Raw genomic sequence first — 19,182 nt, 5'->3', positions numbered from 1 at the left:
GTTTCACCGACTTCACCTTCGTTGACCACTTTGTAAAGCGCGCGAGCATGGTCTTCCACAAACAGCCAATCTCGGATCTGCATACCATCGCCATACACAGGCAACGGCTTGCCATCGAGGGCATTTAAAATCATCAGAGGGATCAACTTCTCAGGGAAGTGGTACGGGCCATAGTTGTTGGAGCAATTAGTGATAAGTGTTGGTAAGCCATAAGTACGTTGCCAAGCGCGAACCAGGTGATCGCTCGAAGCTTTAGATGCAGAATATGGGCTGCTCGGCGCGTATGAAGTGGTTTCGGTGAACAAATCATCCGTTCCCTCTAAATCACCATACACTTCATCCGTAGAAATATGATGAAAACGGAATGCCGATTGGCGCGCTTCATTTAAGCCCGACCAATATTGACGAGCCGCTTCAAGCAAATGGTAAGTGCCCATCACGTTGGTCTCAATAAAAGCAGCAGGACCATCAATAGAGCGATCGACATGAGACTCGGCGGCCAAATGCATCACCCTATCGGGTTGATGCTCTGAAAACACGCGATCTAGTTCAGCTCGGTCACAGATATCTACTTGCTCAAAGTAGTAACGTTCACTCTCTGAGACATCAACCAGTGATTCTAGATTCCCTGCGTAGGTCAGTTTATCTAAATTGATGACGGTATCTTGGGTGTCACGAATGATATGTCGGACAACAGCTGACCCAATGAAGCCTGCTCCACCGGTTACTAATATTTTCATTATGAATTCTCGTTTTCGATGTTAATTGGTCTTCAAAGCATAATTATTAGAATTTCGTTGCCACGAAAACCTAATTAATACGATTAAAATACTAATAATCCCACCTACTAACGTTCCTAAAACACAGATTAAGGCCCTCCTAGGCTCGAATTTTTTTTCCGGAACGACAGCAGGGTCAATAACCTTAAATACAAACTCATCTTGTACTTCGGCCAACATTAAACTTTTTGTTTGCTCTTCAATCAGCTTGTAAAAAGTAGTTTGCATATCCGTCACTGCAGTTTTATTCAGCTGAGACTGTAAATAGCTTAAATTCTTTGTGACTTCATCTATCTTTCTTTCCCTCATCACCAAATTAATATCAGCAATAAGCCAGTCAGCCCATTGCTTGGCTAAATATGGAGAATAGTGCTTTACAGAAAGGTTATACATTCCTGAATCAGCATCTTCTGAAATGCTCAATACTTCAGTTACAAAATACTTATAGATCTCTTGCGCCGTCGGCTCTTTACTCACTAGCCCTTTAGGCACCCTAAGCCAACTTTTAGATGACATATCGTATACACTGTCATCAATAACCAAAGTGTTAGAACCTAGATCCCAACCTTTTGTCGCCATCAAAGGGATAATGAGGTCATGCTTTTTAACGAATGAATCTACAAACTTTCTTGACTTTAAAACCTGTATTGCAAGCTCTGTTTGGCTACTTTCATTTGCACCTAGATTTACTCCAGCAAGTGCAGCTAATCCACCAAGCTGGCCAGCCATTTTAGATAAACTCCCACCATCAGAGGACTCTGAAGAGGTAAGTAACACATCAGCTCTGTAGATGTTTGGTAAATTGAGCGAAAACAAAACGGCCCCAGTCGCAAATAGTGCCGTAACAATAACGACGATCCATTTATCACGCCAAAAAGCCCTAATTATATCTCTAATATCAAACCGTTCGCTTTCAAATTGAACACAAGAGTGAGGAGCCAAATTTGAGTGTCTATCTATATCCATAAGCCTGCTCTATCTGAATACAAAAGTGCTGAATTCAGTCTAATTTTAATTTCCAATCTTAATAACACCTTTTTAAAAAATAGGGCTGCCACCAGCCCCTCTTATTTAAATTACTTAAGAGCGTTAATCGCTACACCGGTTTGATATAGGATCTGTGTCGCAGCTGTCCAGGTACTTAGTGCATCTCTATAGTCAGTGTCAATTGGTACAACGATAGTATCGCCAGCTTTTAACCCTTCTTTATTATTTCCGAACCAATAACCTGATGAAGGCTTGTAAACAGAACCATCTGCACGCACTACAAAAATACGGTCTTCGTCCGCTTGTTTCTTAGCTCCACCCGCTTTGTTCAAGTAATCATCAACATCAAGTTTGTTGTCTAACAAGTAGGTAATTGGAACCTGAACTTCTCCCATAATTGATACTGTGTTTCGGAAAGTTGGAACGAAGAGGAAATCACCGTCCTCAAGCATAAAGTCTGCTGAGCGCTCGCCTTTTAAAATACGGTTTAACTGTACTACCATACGGCCAAGTGCTTTGCTTCGACTTGCTTCCTCTACAAACGCTAACGTTTTCTCTGGGTCTGAAATTACAGAGCCCATATTACTATCGGCTCGGAACGTCTTCTTCGCGGTTTCTTTGCGCATATCTGCTGCATATTGGTTTAAAAGCTTCTGCTCTTGTAAACGCAATGCTTCACGCGTAAATATCGCTCCTTGAGGATGAGCAAACTCTGTGAGACCACCTGCTCGGTCCAATAACTCACTTAAGGTTTCACCTTGACGCACGGTATAGGTTCCTGGGAAACGAACTTCACCCTGTAAAGTGACTGTGCTTTGTAGCTTCACATTTGGCTTTTCTAAGATGTTCAAACGATCTCGCCCCACGATAACTGCATCGTCTGAAGCACTACCTTGAATTGCTTTACGCAGATCAATACGTTCAACATCAATATAAGCACGTTCATCCGCACTATTAATCGCAGTTCGTGCTAGTTCTGCATTAATTGTAAATGCGTTGTAAGTCAAACCACCAGCTGCTTCAATAAGCGTTGATACCGTCATTCTTGGAGTAATCGGATAACGCCCTGGGTGCTTGACTTCACCAAAGACTTCAGCAATTTGAGGGGCTAGCCCCAAACGAGACTGTTGCTGAAGTTGTAACAACACAGGGGCAAGTAAAGTGCGACGAGTATTTTGCTTCAGCTTTTCAAAGTCTTCCTCTGTAATCTCTTTACCACGGAAAATGATTTTAGCTGGTTTCGCCTGCTCTGTGGTGCTCGGGTTGTTCAGCGTACCGTTTGCTGAATGCGAAACGGCAACAGAAGAACTCATCACTTCTTGCTCTTTCTGTTGTTCCAGCTCAGCTTGCTCTTGCGCTTGCTCCAATGTTTTTGCTTTTGCAACAGCCTCTTGTGTTGCCAATGTATCCAAGTCTTCGTTATTAAAGCGGTTGAAAACCAATATACGATCTCGTGATTGTAACTGGAGGTTGTCTTGGCTACCTGGTGATAGAATTGCGTTGGCTAAGCTTAGTTGGAACACTTCAATATCACGTTGCGGATTAATCTCTCTAACCACAACCGCATAGTTAACATCCGCTGTAGAATTAAAAGCTGAGTCAACAGATTTAAAAAGATCAGCAACACGAAGACCATTGCGCCATTCCACATAGCCAGGATGACGAACATCTCCCTCTATCTGTACGTAACGAGTAAGCTCTTCGCTTTTTTTCAAGATCTTGATGGCATCGCCATTTTTAACTTTACTCTGTCGATCTTGCGTTTTATTGAAATCAAGCGTCAGAGCCTCACGAGCGCCATGTGAAGCGTAGCGTTTTATCTCCAATTGCTCGACATGGGCATTCGCAGTAAAACCACCAGCCATCTGAATAAGTTGCTGGTATGTTTCACCTTGCTTGACTTCATAAATTGCAGGGCGGTTGATTTCGCCTTCTATAGACACTGTATCGTTAACAGAGCCAATTAAAACAACATCATCCGGTAGTAAGCGCACATCATTACTTGCATCACCTTTTAGTAAAAGGTCATACATATCCAACTTACGAATGATTTTACCATCACGCTTTAGCTGGATATCTCTCAGCGCCCCACTTTCACCAAAACCGCCACTGTAATAAATAGCTTGTGAAATTGTCGTTAATGCGCTAACCGTGTAGGCACCAGGCTTATATGCATCCCCCATTACAAACACTTGCATGGTGCGTAATTCACCCAATGAGATATCACTGCGCACACCAATCATTTGCTCTTTTACACGTTGCGTCAGAGAGTCTCGAACATCAGAAAAGTGCATGCCAGCAACATTTACCGGCCCAAGTGAGGGGAAGTTGATTGTGCCCGCACGATTTACGCGTAAACGATGCGTTTCATTCTCCTTACCAAACAACTGCACAATGATTTCATCACCTGCTCCCACGGTGTAATTTGCTGGCACAGGAACATCACTGATCGGAGCAAAGGTGCTTGGAGAACCAGCAAAAAGATCTAAACCAAAGCGTTTAAGCTCTCCCTGCTCACCTTTTTTGAGCCATTGTTCTTCGACATTGGAAGATACAGCGCTACTAGCTTCAGTTCTAGGTTGGATTACTTGCGGATTTTCGTAAGGAGACTTGTTTGAAGATGAACTAGAAGGAATGGAGAAACCATACTTACTCGCCAAGGCCTTTTGTTGGTCGGCGGGTAGATTTTGAAACATTTTCATTTGTTCTGGAGTGGGTGTTTGTGCCATTGAATAAGACGCAAACGTACTTGCCAATATAAAAGCGGCAATAGAGAAATATCCTTTAAACATGGTATGTCACTATAATAATTGAATAAAAGACCCTAGCCCCAAGTTTGAGCTCTAGGTATTTAAATTAGAAACGGTGCTGAAAACCCAATGTAATCGAGTTAAGGCGAACTTGGTCTTCAGAGACGTTATCAACGAACTCAAATATCACCGCGCTTTGGTTATTTAAAGCGTAGTGCATACCTAACCCAAAACTAAATCCTTGTTCTTTGTGAGAACCTACATTTTGTAGATCAAGCTGAACGCTTGAATACCCAGCTAAACCATAAAGTGCAACTCGCTCTGAAACCGGCATATTCAACTTAACAAAGCCGCTCAAAGCGCTATCAACGGCAAGACCACTGTCACGTTGAACTGATGTCCCATAACGTCCTTCGAGACCAATGTAGTCATTAAAGAAGTACCCTGCTTGCGCACTAAGAAGGAAAGGACTCCCCTCTTTTACGGACTCAGAAGACGAGCTTTTCAATTCTGCATTTGAGTAGCTCACTAACGCACCAGCATAAAAATCGGCTGACGCTGAAAAAGAACTCAGGCTCAAGCCCAGTGCACCAAGTATTCCCAAACAATGCTGCTTTCTTATCACGTAAAAGTTCCTAGTACTGGTAATAATATGGGCTGCCAAAGCAAAGTTAAGCGTGCTATGCAGGCCATTAAATACTGAAGAGTTGGCACGCTACCGCCCTGAGGCGTTGAGCGTAAGCCACTGTATCGCTTTCTATATGGTGTAAGTAAAAACGACCTATTTCCTCCAAACCTCTAGTTCTGGAGGAAATAGACCGACAAATTATGCACTCTTGATAGTTTATCAGCAAGCAAGGGAGCAAGATAACCGCGCAATGTCACGCTGGTGTTAGAAATGAGATCGAAAGCCATGGCAAAATAAGAAACTATTTACATGCTAAGGCTTTTTTATCTAGAATATAATTTGGAGCATTTTTTATGCTACCAAACATCGATGTTTTTATACCGGATACACAAGGATTAATAATGAAGAATACAGCTCTAGCTATTCTTATGGCTCTAAGCGCAACAACTGCATTTGCAGCAGAAGAAGCAGGCTCAACAGGCACAGCTTCTGCGTCAGCAACTGGCACTACAGCTGTAGGTGTAGGCGCAGCAGCAGCAGTAACTGTAGTAGCAGTTGCAGCGTCAGATAGCGACTCAACATCTACTTCAACATCTACTTCTACTTCTACTTCTAACTAATTTCGTTTTGTAGAACAGAAGCCAATCGCCCTGAATGACTCAGGGCGATTTTATTTGTAAGAGGGAATAATGAATATCTTCCGAATACCTAAATGGATACGCCAACTCCTCATTCTTCCACTACTCCTTGTACTCTTTGGCTGCACACAGAAATTCAATGATGTTTCAGCAACCGTCCAAGAAGCCTACGGTAACTACATTGATGTCGAGATGACACCAGAAGAAATCAATGCTATTCCATATGCCAGTGCCTATTTGAAACTTGGAAATCAAAAACAGGTGTTTGTTGTTTTAGCTTTTGCGGAACAAAACCAACTCAGCGGCAAAAAACAACTGAAATGGGTAAGCGCCGATAAAGCTATGATCGTTACAGAGAATGGGCACATCGTCAAAACGATTGGTCTACAGAGTGGGGACTTAGCAGGTGTTTACGGTGACGTTCCAGATTTTTCTTTAGACTCAACCTCTGTCAACTACACACTTTCATACGATTGGGCAACACAATACCGTTATGGCTTTCCTGCAAATATAACGCGTTCTTACTCAGGCCAAGAAACGTTAACAACACCTATTTCTAGCACTATGACCAACGTATATAAAGAAGTTGTTGAGTTTAGCAGTCTTTCTCAATCGGTCGAAAACTACTATTGGGTCAATGAACAGGGTCAGGTCGTTAAAACCTTACAACACCTAGGGCCAAATATGATTCCGGTTGAGTTAACCATTTTGAAGGGATATAGCAAATCATGAGCAAGCAACTACTCACATTATTCGGTTTGGTCATGCCGCTTTTGAGCATGCCTAGCTTCGCTCAAACAGAAACCTCTGCTATGCAACCATTAAATGTTGAATTGCTAGAAGCAGGCAAACGGCTACAATTTCAAGGGCCGGCTCGTTTAGAAAGTGTGTTAGCACTTGCTAGGGAGCAAAGCGTCTCTCTGCAATACTCTCTTGGTACCACTTTGTTTGATAAATCGGAACGCGCCGAGAAAACTTCTACCGCTTTAAAGAACTCAGTGCTCAATCAAATGATTCAACACAATTTGGTCGCACATCCATTCTACAAATTTATTCAGAAGCAAAACTTTGCACCACGCTTACTGTCTGCGATCGATGTTGATAAAATTCGACTAAATAAATTCGACAATCCGCTTTTGCGCGGCAATTACCTGCTCGCAAGCCCTCTACGCGAAGAGAAAGTGTATTTCTTGGGAAACCTAAATAGCGTGTATTCTATTAAAGAGCAAGCAGGCATCCCTTTGCAGAAACAAATAGAGAATTTGAAAAGTAGCATTGGTGCATTATCAACACCACCAGTGTTGATCTACCCAGATGGTCACGTAGTTAAGCCACATCATGGAGCTTGGTTAACAGCACAATATTACTTACCGCCTCTGACATTGGTATATATTCCGTTTGGTGATCTTGAATACTCCGAAATGGACCAAGATATTATCCGCCTACTCACTCAATTGATACCAAATTCCAAAAAGAGACCACAATGATGCCAATTAGAAAAAGCTTAACCCTTTCTTTAATGGGCCCTGCATTGGTTTGGGCTCAAGATATACCCTTTGAGGCTCCCTCGTTACAGCCTTCTCAATCTGATTTTGGTGGTGTTGGTTTAATGCAGATGCCAACCGGACGTATGGCTCCTGAAGGGGAATTCAACTTTTCTGTAACAGGTAGTGATGAGTACCTTTTTTACAATGTGACTCTGCAACTCATGCCGTGGTTAGAAACAACCATCCGGTACACACGAGTCCACGATCTTCCTTATTCGTCATCCTTCCCCGATGTTGACAATGAATATACAGACAAGGGGATAGATTTTAAATTTAGATTATGGGAAGAATCTGAATACATGCCAGAAATTGCCCTAGGAGTGAGAGACTTTGCTGGTACAGGCCTTTTTGATGCTGAGTTTATTGCAGCGACAAAACGATATTCTAATTCGAAATTAGGTACTTTTGATTTTACTTTGGGTATGGGCTGGGGCTACCTGGGAACTAGAGATACGGTCACAAATCCTTTTTGTAAAGCATCAGACAAATTCTGTGATAGGCCTTCCGAATTTCTATCTACAGGAGGAACAACTAACTTCGATAGAGCCTTTAAAGGCCCTGCTGCACTTTTTGGTGGTATTGAATATCAAACTCTTCATAAACCACTTCGCTTCAAGCTTGAATATGACGGTAACGATTACAGCACAGACTACCCAGTTGTTCAGGCCGGTGTAGATATGTCTCCCCACACACCATGGAACTTTGGTGTTCTCTATCGTCTAGGCATGGCCGATTTTCGTTTAAGTTATGAACGCGGCGATACTTTAGTAGCAGGCTTAACGCTAAACACTAATTTCAATGACATGCCATCATTCTGGCGAGACACACCAACCCCAGAAGTGGAAGATAACCAACCCAAAGAACTGTCTGATGTTGATTGGGAACGTGTGACAGAAGATTTAGACAAAATTGCTGGCTATCGAAACACGCGTGTTTATGTTGATAACAATACAGTAACTGTCGTTGGTGAGCAGAAAAAATATCGTGACCGTACAGAGGCACACGAAAAAGCGGCAGCTGTACTCCATAATGAAATGCCTGACGATATTGATACCTACGCGATCAATGAACGTAGCCGAGGCTTAGTCGGCGAACAAACGATTATTTCCAAAGAGAAATATCGCGACTTTGCCCAAGTTAATTACATCAATCCGAAAATAGAAGATGCAACATCAAGGGCTACTACTAAGCCAATGGGAGAATCTGTCTACGATGGTTTTGAACGTTTTGATTGGGGCTTTGCACCTAAACTAGTTCAAACTCTCGGAAACGCTGAAGATTTCTATCTCTTTAGTGTAGGGCTAAGCGGTAATGCCTCATATTGGCTGACGGACAACCTTGAAATTGGCGGTTCGTTATACTGGGATTGGTATAACAACTACGATAAGTTTATTTATGTCACTCCACCTGATGGCACTACTGTTCCTCGTGTTCGCACCATGTTCCGCGCTTACCAAAATGAACATGCTGTAACCATGTCAAACTTACAATTGACTTGGTTCCAAGAGTATTCCGATACGATGGATCAGCAATTCTACGCGGGCTATCTGGAGAGTATGTTTGCTGGAGTCGGTACCGAGTTTCTTTACCGTCCACAAGGAGCTAACTGGGCGATTGGCGCTGACGTCAACGTAATTTCTCAACGTGATCCACAAAGTTACTTCGGTGTTTACGATGAGAAATGGCAAAACGTGCCAGAATATGGACGTCCGTTCCAAGTTATTGATAAAGGCTTCACTGGTTTTGTATCTGGTTACTACTACCCTCAATGGGAATTCCTACAAGATTTGATGATCCAAGTCGATGTTGGTCAGTTCCTAGCTGGTGATGTTGGTACACAAATCAATGTTTCTAAGCAGTTCAAGAGTGGCGTAATTGCTGGTGCCTTTGCGTCATTTACAGACTTGTCTGCGGATGAATTTGGTGAAGGTAGCTTTACCAAAGGTTTCTACTTGTCTATCCCATTTGACATCATGACCGTTAAGCCAAGCAACAATCGTGCGAACTTTAGTTGGCAGCCTCTTACTCGTGACGGAGGACAGAAACTCGGACGTAAATACAGCTTGATTGAGTTGACCGACGAGCGAAATCCTTGGTATCAAAGGCCTAACCGTTCGGATGTGGAATAATAAAGTAATCAAGGGAGCTGCGGCTCCCTTTTTCATATCTAGATACTGAGTCATAGAAGACTAAAACCTATCTTCCTGCTTCCAATAGCGCTACTTTTCGTTTCTTGCTAGAATTCCAGAGAAAATTTTAATCTATGGTGGAAGTTCTATGATCATCGTAACTGGTGGCGCTGGCATGATCGGCAGCAACATTGTTAAAGCACTAAACGAAGCTGGTATTAACGATATCCTGGTTGTCGACAACCTAAAAAATGGAAAAAAATTTAAGAACTTAGTTGATCTGGACATCACAGATTACATGGATCGTGACGACTTTCTGACCCAAATTATGGCGGGCGATGATTTTGGTCCGATTGAGGCAATTTTCCACGAAGGTGCTTGCTCTGCAACGACTGAGTGGGATGGTAAGTACATGATGCTAAACAACTACGAGTACTCTAAAGAGCTGCTTCATTACTGTTTAGATCGCGAGATTCCATTCCTATACGCTTCTTCAGCAGCCACTTACGGCGATACAGATACTTTCGTTGAAGAACGCGAATACGAAGGCGCACTGAATGTATACGGTTACTCGAAACAGCAGTTTGATAACTACGTTCGTCGCCTATGGCAAGACGCTGAAGAACATGGTGAGACCCTTTCTCAAATCACTGGCTTCCGCTACTTCAACGTATATGGCCCACGTGAAGACCACAAAGGTAGCATGGCATCAGTTGCGTTCCACCTAAACAACCAACTTAACGCAGGTGAAAATCCTAAATTGTTCGCGGGCAGCGAATCATTCAAACGCGACTTTGTTTACGTTGGTGATGTCTGTAAAGTAAACCTGTGGTTCTTAGAAAACGGCGTATCAGGCATTTTTAACTGTGGTACTGGCCGTGCTGAATCTTTTGAAGAGGTAGCAAAAGCAGTTATCAAGCATCATGGCAAAGGCCAAATTGAAACCATCCCATTCCCTGAGCACCTAAAAGGCGCTTACCAAGAATTCACACAAGCGGATCTGACCAAACTGCGCACCGCAGGCTGTGATGTTGAATTCAAGACAGTTGCAGAAGGCGTTGCCGAATACTTGACTATCCAAAACAGTTAAGCACCACAAGGTGGTAGAACCATAACCTGCCACCTTTACTCAAATGCAATAGCCTGTATCATTCCTAACTATCTTTTTTCTCATTTAAACCACTTCGCCCGTACACGAATAGGTAACTAGACACGCCATGACCATAAAACGTGATGACTTCGACCCTAAAGCATATAACCCTGAGTTTAAGCGCCACTTTCTGTCGCCTAAGTACTGGGGCACGTGGTTAGGTGTTATCTTATTTTTACCTTTATCATTAATGCCACTGGGTTTACAAAAGTGGTTGGCGAAAACCATAGCCAAAAAACTGTCGAAATCCCACAAGGGGCCAGCTCACCGAGCGAGGGTTAACTTTGAGCTGTGTTTTCCGGAAAAGTCGTTCCAAGAACGTGAAGCTTTGATAGAAAAAACACTCTACACAGCAGCCATGTTCTTTTTTCGCTTCGGGTTACTAAGTTTACGCTCACCAAAATGGCTTCAGAACCGTTGCCAAATTCGCGGCCTAGACATTTTACGACAGCACATTGATAACAACGAAAATGTGATTTTAATGGTTCCCCACTCTTGGGCAATTGATGTGCCTGCTATCTTGCTCGCGTCAATGGGAATGCCAGTTTCTGCAATGGCGAAGAAACAAAAGAATGATGTTGCTGACTGGCTAATGCACAAGCAAAGAGTCCAATACGGTGGCCGTGTTTATGAACGCTCAGGTGGCATTAAGCCTTTCCTGAAATCCATTCGAGATGGCTATGTAGGGTATTACCTACCCGATCAAGATCACGGCCCAGAGCATAGTGTGTTTGTGGATTTTTTTGCAACACGTAAAGCAACGCTACCTGGTTTAGGCAAAATTGCGAAACTATCACGCTCAAAAGTACTGCCTCTATTTGCGTCGATGAACACTGAAGATGGTACGTTTGATATTGAGATTTTACCAGCGTTTGAGCTGGATAAAGGCGAAGAGCAAGACGCTCGTACCTGTAATGAAGCCATTGAATATTTTGTCGGTGATAAACCCGAACAATATATGTGGGTACTACAGTTGCTGCACTCTCAAGAAGACGGCAATAACTATTACAATTTGTTTAAACCAAGATATAACAGCGACTGGAAAGTGCAGTGAAAGTATTTGTCGTAAGCTTGGCTCGATCGCTAGATCGCCGAGAACGTATTGAAGAAAAGTTAAAACAACAAGGCATTACGTTTGAATTTTTTGATGCAGTAGATGGCTCTGTTGACCGTTTTCTTCATTCAGAAAAAAGTCGTCCTACCATTACTCTACGCCGCAAAGGGTATCAATTAAAAACCAGTGAAGTCGCCTGTTTTGCAAGCCATTACGAGTTGTGGGTTCGCTGTGTTGAGCTTGATGAACCGATCGTCATCTTAGAAGACAACGTCGACCCCGTAGAAGGGCTGAAGCAAGTACTCGAACATACCCTTCCATTGACTTCTAATTATGACTACATCAAGTTGTCTGCCACTCAGAAGCGTGTATTCACCCCAATCGTACCTATTGATGATAATCATATGCTAGGGGGATACTCAGCAGGCACTTGTGGTACCACCGCTTATATCGTCACACCTAAAGCAGCCTCAAAGTTTGTTATGCATGCTCAAGAGTTTATTGAACCAGTCGATGACTACATGGAAAAACCATGGAGACATGGTGTTCAAGTTTACAGCGTGTCTCCAGATCTCTTTACTAGAGCAGAGATTGCTTCGACGATTGGTGGTAAAAGAAAAGATAAATCCAAAATGACTCTTGCGAATAAAATATACGCTGAACTTTTTAGAACTTATGAGTCAATTTTGAAATTCCTATACTGGAAAAACAAAGCATGAAGATTTTAGTCATTGGCCCTGCATGGGTCGGCGATATGGTAATGTCGCAATCGTTATATATCGTATTAAAGCAACGCCATCCAGATAGCCAAATTGACGTTATCGCTCCAGGATGGTGTAAACCGATTCTTGATCGTATGCCAGAAATCCACCAAGCGATTGAAATGCCTATCGGTCATGGTGAGTTTAACTTATTAGGCCGCAGGGAAATTGGTAAATCATTACGTGAAAAGCAATATGACCACGCCTATATCTTGCCTAAATCAGCGAAATCAGCACTGATCCCATGGTTTGCCAACATTCCTCTTCGTACTGGCTGGAAAGGAGAAATGCGCTATGGTTTATTGAATGACTTACGCCCTAACATGAAGTCTTTTCAGTACATGGTAGAGCGCTATGTAGCGTTAGCTTATCCAAAAGCAGAAATGGTGGATTCTAACTCTCTTGGCGGGCTTGAAACTTTACCTCGCCCACGCCTTGCAATCAACGAAGCAGAGCAACAAGCCACGCTCAAAAAGTTCAACTTAACGCAAGACCAACCAATTATTGGACTGTGCCCAGGAGCAGAGTTTGGTCCTGCCAAAAAATGGCCCGAAACACACTACGCTGAAGTTGCGACGCAAATGGCTCGTTCTGGGCATCAAATCTGGTTGTTTGGTTCTCAAAAGGACTTAGAGACTTGTAACAATATTCGCGCACTTGTTCCGACGCAATTCCATGAGGACATTCACGTTCTAGCAGGCCAAACCAGCTTAATTGAAGCGGTCGACTTACTTGCTGCATGTAAGACTGTTGTCGCGAATGACTCAGGCTTAATGCATGTGGCAGCTGCGGTTGGTTGTAATGTTGTTGCCGTGTATGGCTCAACTTCACCGAAGTACACCCCCCCACTCGCAGAAAAAGTGGAGATTGTTCATACCGATATTGATTGTCGCCCTTGTTTCCAGCGTGAATGTCAATACAAACACCTTAAGTGCTTGACAGAACTTTCGCCTAAGCAAGTGCTAGATAGCATCCAAAAACTTGACGCCATTACGATAAGCTCATGTTAGTTCGTATTGTTTATACCTTACTACTCGCTCTAGCGTCACCGCTGCTTTTATTTGGTTTGTACAAGAGCAAACCAAATAAGCCTAAGTTCGGCTCTCGCTGGAAAGAGCACTTTGGTATCACTCCCAAGCTAAAAAGCAACGACAAACCTATTTGGATACATGCTGTATCTGTTGGTGAAAGCATAGCAGCAACACCTTTAATCAAAGCCCTTAAGGAACAAAACCCCGAACAATCTATTCTAGTTACTACAACAACAAGTACCGGAGCTGAACAGATTGCTAAGTTGGGTGATTTAATTGAACACCGCTATATGCCAATTGACTTTGGTTTTGCTATCAAAGGTTTTCTTAAAGCAGTACAACCAAAACAAATGTTGATCATCGAGACTGAGCTGTGGCCAAACACGCTTCACAATGTTCACAAAGCGGGTATCCCTATAACTGTCGTGAATGCGCGCCTATCTGAAAAATCGTGTCAGAACTACGCTAAAATACAGCGGCTTTTTAACCAGCTTCATCCATGCCTAACTCAAGTACTCTGCCAAACGGATTCAGATGCAGAGCGCTTCGAACGCTTAGGCGTTAAGAAAAAGAAACTATCCGTTACTGGCTCGATTAAGTTCGATATTCAAATATCAGAGCAAGTGAAACAGCAAGGACAGCAGCTTCGAGCCCAACTTGGAAACGATCGTCCGATTTGGATTGCAGCTAGCACCCACAAAGGCGAGGACGAACAGGTATTAGATGCACATAGACAAGTTTTAAAATCTCATCCAAATGCTTTACTCGTTTTGGTTCCTCGCCATCCAGAACGATTTGATGATGTATTCACGCTTTGCCAACAGCAAGGCTTTAACACTGTGCGTCGCACTTCAACTCATGCAGTAGAGACGAATACTCAAGTATATCTCGGCGATACTATGGGTGAGATGCTAACGTTGATGGGTGCAGCGGATATCTGCTTTATGGGCGGTAGCCTAATTGGAGATAAGGTTGGTGGGCACAATGTGCTAGAGCCTGCCATGTTAGAAAAAGTCATAATCACTGGCCCTAGCTATTTCAACTTTAAGGAGATTGTATCTGACTTATTGGATATAGATGGGATATTACTAGCCAGTGATACAACCGACTTGGCTAAGCATCTAACATCCCTTCTTTCACAACCATCCTTAAGTGAACTCTATGAGATAAAGGCCTGTCACTATGCAAAAAGAAACCAAGGTGCTTTAAAAAGAACTACCGATAAACTATGAATCCGAACTTTAAAAGCCAAAATTGAATTTTTGGCTTTTAAAAATTAGAAATAACTACTACTTTCGTTCACTACGAAGCGAAGTTAGGGTCTCATTGATTAGGGTGCTAGAGGTTCCTTCAGTGTAAGGGAAATAAATAACCTTACAACCTACAGCAGCTAAATCTTTCTCGTGTTCCTGCCATTTAGAAGTTTCATACCAATCATCTCCTACGAATAGATAACTCGCATGATTCTTTCTCGCTGCAGAGGCTTTATCCATATCTTTTTGAGGTATAGCTACATCAACATACTTGCAAGAACGTACAACCTCTATCCGCTCATGGTATGGTATTACTGGTTGCTTACCTTTATATGCGACCAACTCATCAATCGTAACTCCTACCACTAACTTGTCGCACATGGCTTTTGCGTTACGTAATAAATTCACGTGGCCAACATGAAATAGATCATATACGCCACTTGTATAACCGATAATCATTTCATCAATACCTTTAAATTTTCTTCAAACCACAATTCATAAGAAGATAATAAGTTCGGGTTGTCAAAAACCTTTGTAAGATCAACAGGAAAGCCAACTTTTCTCTCATACGCAAAGCTTTTTCCTTTAAGTGGAGCAATTAACTCACGTAGAGGTAGCTTCCCCAGTGAACCATTCATTAGTCTACCAGCACTGAATTTGATTGCGGCTTCGAATACATGATAATTGGCAATAGGATCTCGCCCTTCAATTCCAGCAGCCATTAAAGCAAAATCTAACCGCCTAAACAAAACTGGCATATGATACTTAATAAAAAAGTATCGTACTTTTTCAAAAGGAGTTAAATGATCCAATCTGGCAAATAATTCAGAGAACTCTCGATAAGTCGTAGTGTCTTGTCTTGGGACCTTATAGCAGTAAAACTCTAAAAATGTATCGAGTGAAAAACTCTCACATTCCGCAGCCCAATTAAATATACGGTCATACCCACCAAAGAATTCATCCGCACCTTCGCCCGAAAGAAGCACCTTAACTCCATCCTGAGCAGCAATTTGGGAGATACGATACAGAAGAACCTCATTAGGCACAGACATTGGTTCACCTCTTAGAGCAATTAACTCGTCAAAACAGCGTTTGTACTCATTTGCTCCACATTCATGAACGGTTAGGTTAGGAATATTTTGCTCTTGAAGAAAAGTGATATCATCATCACCTTTAAAACCAATAGTGTATAGTTTCTCAATATCAGTTAGTTGATGAATCAAATTACTGTCAATGCCTCTACTCATTAGAAGGCCAACCTTAGCATCTGAAACTAATCGACTATTGATGCCATCTCTAACTGCTTTTTCTAATTGCTCTTGCGATACATCTTCATATTGTTGAAAGAAGTTTAAGCTTTCAAAATAGCACCCATTGACAAAGCATGAACCAGGTTCAACAGTTGATACTTCTTTGAAATATGAGCCACTAAAAATGGGCGCACGAGCTGCATGATACTCTTCAATAGCTAGAGGGTTCACAGGTAAGTCAAAAAGCGCCTTCAATACATTAGGCTCAGAAGAAAATGAAATACCGTGTGGAGATTGATGATAAAATAGAGGCTTAACACCAAACTTATCCCGACACGCATGCTGCAGCTTTCCGTCTGCACTTACGTAAACGAATGCGAAAAATCCGTCCAACTCGTTCTCAATAAGATGCCCAGAGATAATAAGGTCGCTTAAGAGTGTAGTATCGCTCGTGTACTCTTTTTCAAAGTACTTTTGACCGAGCTCCTTGTAGTTAAGGATCTCACCATTAAATACTAGTATACCTCCTCGAGCATCAATAACAGGTTGATTACTACCCGAGCCTAGTTCGATAATAGAAAGCCGAGAGTGATAGGCTTTCCACCCTCCATGCTCGACTAACCCAGAAGAACAATCTGGCCCTCTAAATCGCAAGCATTCTTCAATGATTTTGCTGTGCTCTTGGATCACTCGTGGATCATTAGAAATAAAAATACCGCACATACTCTGCCTTACTTCAAATTGAGGTAGCTTTGACTGTACCAAGATGTCATCATATCGCCTAAGAGCTGTCATCTTAGTTTAAGCCCAATAATCAACCTAGCAGTTTACACTAGAACAATGTTTGGTTATAGGGGAGTCAAAACTGAAGTCGTATGTAAAAGGTTTATGGCCATGCCATTAAAGAAGTCGATCAAGACATTGAGACAAACTGTAAAGTATCAACTAAACATACTCGCCGATGAGCGACGTTTAAAAAAACTAAAAAAGAAAAATAAAATAAGAGTAGCCTTCTTTGTTCTTCATCATAGTGTATGGAAATGTGACGCAGTCTTCAGAGCAATGATGGAAGATGACTTTTTCGAACCCTTTATTTTTGTCTGTCCTTACACAGGAAAGGATGATGTATCTTGTATACAAGATGTACAAAAAAATGTTAATTTCTTCCAAAATAAAGGCTACCCAACTGTCAGCTCTTATAATAAAAATAAATCTACGTGGATTGACATTGACACTCTTGATATTGATATCATTTTTTTCACAAACCCACATAAAATAACAAAGAAAGATTATTACTCTAAAGCTTATAGTAAGTATTTATCTATTTATATCCCATATTCTCATCAAATATCAAAATACAACAATTATAAAGAACAATATAACCAACAATTTCATAATATGATGTGGAAAATATTCGCCCCACATTTTGATGAGGTGGATATTTTTAAAAAAAATTCCGACTTAAAAGGTAGAAACATCTTAGTGACCGGCTATCCTGCAACAGAGCCACTAATCAATAATGAGCTTGTTGTGAATTCACCATGGAAGAAACAGGACTCTAATAAGCTACGAGTTATTTTTGCTCCTCATCATACAATAGACACACCAGAGCTTCCTTACAGCACCTTCTTAAGCTTTTCTCAACAAATACAATCACTTTCAGAAAAGTACAAAAAAAACATTCAGTGGGCATTTAAACCTCATCCGATGCTAAAAGAAAAGCTATACAAACACAAAGATTGGGGAAAAGAAAAAACGGACACATATTATAGGTTTTGGGAGCAATCTAGCTTTAGTCAACTAGAAGAAGGAGATTACTATGATCTATTTAAAACTTCAGATGCTATGATTCATGATAGTGGCTCCTTTCTTGCGGAATATTTGTATTTAAACAAACCTGTAATGTATCTAGCATTAAATGATGGTATACGAAATTACCAAAATCCATTTGGTAATAAAGCATACGATAGTTGCACTAAAGGAAAGTCATCTTCGGACATTGAGAACTTTCTTATAGATTTAATCCATCACAAAGCACCAGTAGATCGAACATTCTTTGATAATGAATTAGCAATACACTTTAGAGAATTAACGCCAACAATGCGTATAATGAATCACTTAAAAGAAGAGTTAAAAAATTGCTAACCAATATAGGGCTACCATGTTAGCCCTATATTTTATAAAGATTCTCTAGCTACCTAAATCATTTCAGCCTTCTTATTACTTTTAAGGCATTTTCAAAATCACCACTATAAAAAAAATAACGTAATACATAACTATAAAATGCTAACTTACTTGAGGGGATAGATGCCATAAACTCAGCGGTACACATACGCTTTTTAATCGCACTCGCAACTTTAGTGGCGTTTTTACTCTCTGCATCTCGCAAGTTCATTTTAAGATCTTGCAGCTCACGCTGAGCGTTGATAACTGTGTTGTTATATTTTTCTTCACGTGTTTCTTTTGCGAACGTTGATATGCCACCTACTCGATATTGAATCCATTTTTTGTTTTCATGATGAATACCATTTAACAAAAAGGCTCGAAGGACATTGATGCGATCTTCATTGATGATATCTTTGTTGTAAGGAGCAAACTCGTTCAGTACATCAGACGTAAAAGCGGCGCAACAGCCATCTACTGCACATTTTCTATTAATAATATTTTCGAGTGTGTAAGGCTTTTTATTCTGCTTGATCGATTCAAATGGCTCAATGATATCGCCTTGCTCGGAAATTTTGTCGTAACTACCAATAATTAAGCTTGGTTTACCATTTTTCAACCAGGCTTCATAAGTTTCCTCAACTCGGTTCGGCATCGCTATATCATCGCCAGCTTGTACAATAATAAGCTTATCTTGATACTGTCCCCGCAAGGAGTTGATTTGGCTAACTAAACCAATATTGTGTTCATTGTGCCGATATTCAATATTCAATCCCTTTGGCGCAAACTCTAAAAGCGACAGAATCTTTTCATGGCTATCATCCGGAGAGCAATCGTCCAATACTAACAACTGGCTCGGCCATGCAGTTTGATGTAATGCCGCCGGAAGCGTTTTATCGAGATAACTTGATTGCTTGTAGCAGAAGAAGACGTAGACAACATCTTCCAATACTCGCACCTGCCCTTGCATAACTCTTAGACCTCAAAAGAGTTCACTGCATCGACCACAACACTTCTCTCTTGCTCACTCAAGTAAGGCGACATCGGTAATGACAGCACTTC

17 protein-coding genes are annotated in these 19,182 nt (G+C 41.6%); 10 read left to right on the top strand and 7 right to left on the bottom strand.

Annotated elements, in window-relative coordinates; genetic code table 11:
* From rfbB to R7Z47_RS23500, 4 genes are all read right to left on the bottom strand, one after another.
* On the bottom strand, positions 1–740 hold a 740-nt coding region (rfbB, locus tag R7Z47_RS23515), incomplete at its 3' end, for a dTDP-glucose 4,6-dehydratase (protein ID WP_318130642.1).
* A 21-nt stretch (positions 741–761) separates the two neighbouring features.
* A complete protein-coding gene (locus R7Z47_RS23510; protein ID WP_213867484.1) occupies positions 762–1,745 on the bottom strand; it encodes a Wzz/FepE/Etk N-terminal domain-containing protein in 984 nt (327 codons plus the stop codon).
* A gap of 110 nt (positions 1,746–1,855) precedes the next feature.
* Positions 1,856–4,558 (bottom strand): SLBB domain-containing protein, encoded by a 2,703-nt coding sequence (locus tag R7Z47_RS23505; protein ID WP_262606854.1) that lies wholly within the window; start codon positions 4,556–4,558, stop codon positions 1,856–1,858.
* 64 nt (positions 4,559–4,622) lie between these two features.
* Positions 4,623–5,141, bottom strand: coding sequence for an outer membrane beta-barrel protein (locus R7Z47_RS23500; protein WP_017820722.1), 519 nt, complete (start codon positions 5,139–5,141; stop codon positions 4,623–4,625).
* Between the two features lie 404 nt (positions 5,142–5,545).
* On the opposite strand from R7Z47_RS23500, the gene R7Z47_RS23495 reads away from it, so the two are divergent.
* From R7Z47_RS23495 to waaA, 9 genes are all read left to right on the top strand, one after another.
* Positions 5,546–5,764 carry a hypothetical protein gene (locus R7Z47_RS23495; protein ID WP_031780921.1) on the top strand — a complete coding sequence of 73 codons (219 nt, stop codon included), beginning with the start codon at positions 5,546–5,548 and terminating at the stop codon, positions 5,762–5,764.
* 69 nt (positions 5,765–5,833) lie between these two features.
* Entirely contained in the window at positions 5,834–6,514 is a 681-nt protein-coding gene (locus R7Z47_RS23490; protein ID WP_042522614.1) for a YjbF family lipoprotein, read from the top strand.
* The gene (locus R7Z47_RS23485; RefSeq protein ID WP_206970511.1) at positions 6,511–7,269 is read left to right on the top strand and encodes a capsule biosynthesis GfcC family protein; all 759 of its coding nucleotides are present in this window, start codon (positions 6,511–6,513) and stop codon (positions 7,267–7,269) included. Before R7Z47_RS23490 ends, R7Z47_RS23485 begins: the two co-directional genes overlap by 4 nt.
* Positions 7,266–9,458 (top strand): YjbH domain-containing protein, encoded by a 2,193-nt coding sequence (locus R7Z47_RS23480; protein ID WP_206970512.1) that lies wholly within the window; start codon positions 7,266–7,268, stop codon positions 9,456–9,458. The genes R7Z47_RS23485 and R7Z47_RS23480 overlap by 4 nt, the downstream gene beginning before the upstream one ends.
* Before the next feature lie 148 nt (positions 9,459–9,606).
* Positions 9,607–10,548 (top strand): ADP-glyceromanno-heptose 6-epimerase, encoded by a 942-nt coding sequence (gene rfaD / locus R7Z47_RS23475; protein ID WP_017634969.1) that lies wholly within the window; start codon positions 9,607–9,609, stop codon positions 10,546–10,548.
* A gap of 127 nt (positions 10,549–10,675) precedes the next feature.
* Positions 10,676–11,662, top strand: coding sequence for a lauroyl-Kdo(2)-lipid IV(A) myristoyltransferase (lpxM, locus tag R7Z47_RS23470; protein ID WP_017634970.1), 987 nt, complete (start codon positions 10,676–10,678; stop codon positions 11,660–11,662).
* Positions 11,659–12,381, top strand: a complete 723-nt coding sequence (locus tag R7Z47_RS23465; protein WP_053807624.1) for a glycosyltransferase family 25 protein — start codon at positions 11,659–11,661, stop codon at positions 12,379–12,381. Before lpxM ends, R7Z47_RS23465 begins: the two co-directional genes overlap by 4 nt.
* The gene (gene waaF, locus R7Z47_RS23460) at positions 12,378–13,433 is read left to right on the top strand and encodes a lipopolysaccharide heptosyltransferase II (protein WP_064368919.1); all 1,056 of its coding nucleotides are present in this window, start codon (positions 12,378–12,380) and stop codon (positions 13,431–13,433) included. Before R7Z47_RS23465 ends, waaF begins: the two co-directional genes overlap by 4 nt.
* Positions 13,427–14,686 carry a lipid IV(A) 3-deoxy-D-manno-octulosonic acid transferase gene (gene waaA / locus R7Z47_RS23455; protein ID WP_256903437.1) on the top strand — a complete coding sequence of 420 codons (1,260 nt, stop codon included), beginning with the start codon at positions 13,427–13,429 and terminating at the stop codon, positions 14,684–14,686. Before waaF ends, waaA begins: the two co-directional genes overlap by 7 nt.
* A 57-nt stretch (positions 14,687–14,743) precedes the next feature.
* Here the strand turns inward: waaA and R7Z47_RS23450 are convergent, their stop codons facing one another.
* Positions 14,744–15,166 (bottom strand): adenylyltransferase/cytidyltransferase family protein, encoded by a 423-nt coding sequence (locus R7Z47_RS23450; protein WP_005379435.1) that lies wholly within the window; start codon positions 15,164–15,166, stop codon positions 14,744–14,746.
* Positions 15,163–16,680: an asparagine synthetase B family protein gene (locus tag R7Z47_RS23445; protein WP_213867494.1), complete on the bottom strand. Its 1,518-nt coding sequence runs from the start codon at positions 16,678–16,680 to the stop codon at positions 15,163–15,165. Before R7Z47_RS23445 ends, R7Z47_RS23450 begins: the two co-directional genes overlap by 4 nt.
* Before the next feature lie 171 nt (positions 16,681–16,851).
* Here R7Z47_RS23445 and R7Z47_RS23440 point away from each other — a divergent pair, with 171 nt between their 5' ends.
* The gene (locus R7Z47_RS23440; RefSeq protein ID WP_213915866.1) at positions 16,852–18,102 is read left to right on the top strand and encodes a CDP-glycerol glycerophosphotransferase family protein; all 1,251 of its coding nucleotides are present in this window, start codon (positions 16,852–16,854) and stop codon (positions 18,100–18,102) included.
* Positions 18,103–18,160: 58 nt separating this feature from the next.
* Here the strand turns inward: R7Z47_RS23440 and R7Z47_RS23435 are convergent, their stop codons facing one another.
* A complete protein-coding gene (locus R7Z47_RS23435) occupies positions 18,161–19,090 on the bottom strand; it encodes a glycosyltransferase (protein WP_213915865.1) in 930 nt (309 codons plus the stop codon).
* Positions 19,091–19,182 lie beyond the last annotated feature (92 nt).

It is taken from the genome of Vibrio sp. 1641, from assembly GCF_033339995.1.
GTDB lineage: Bacteria > Pseudomonadota > Gammaproteobacteria > Enterobacterales > Vibrionaceae > Vibrio > Vibrio alginolyticus.
This window is presented reverse-complemented; position numbering and strand designations above follow the sequence as displayed.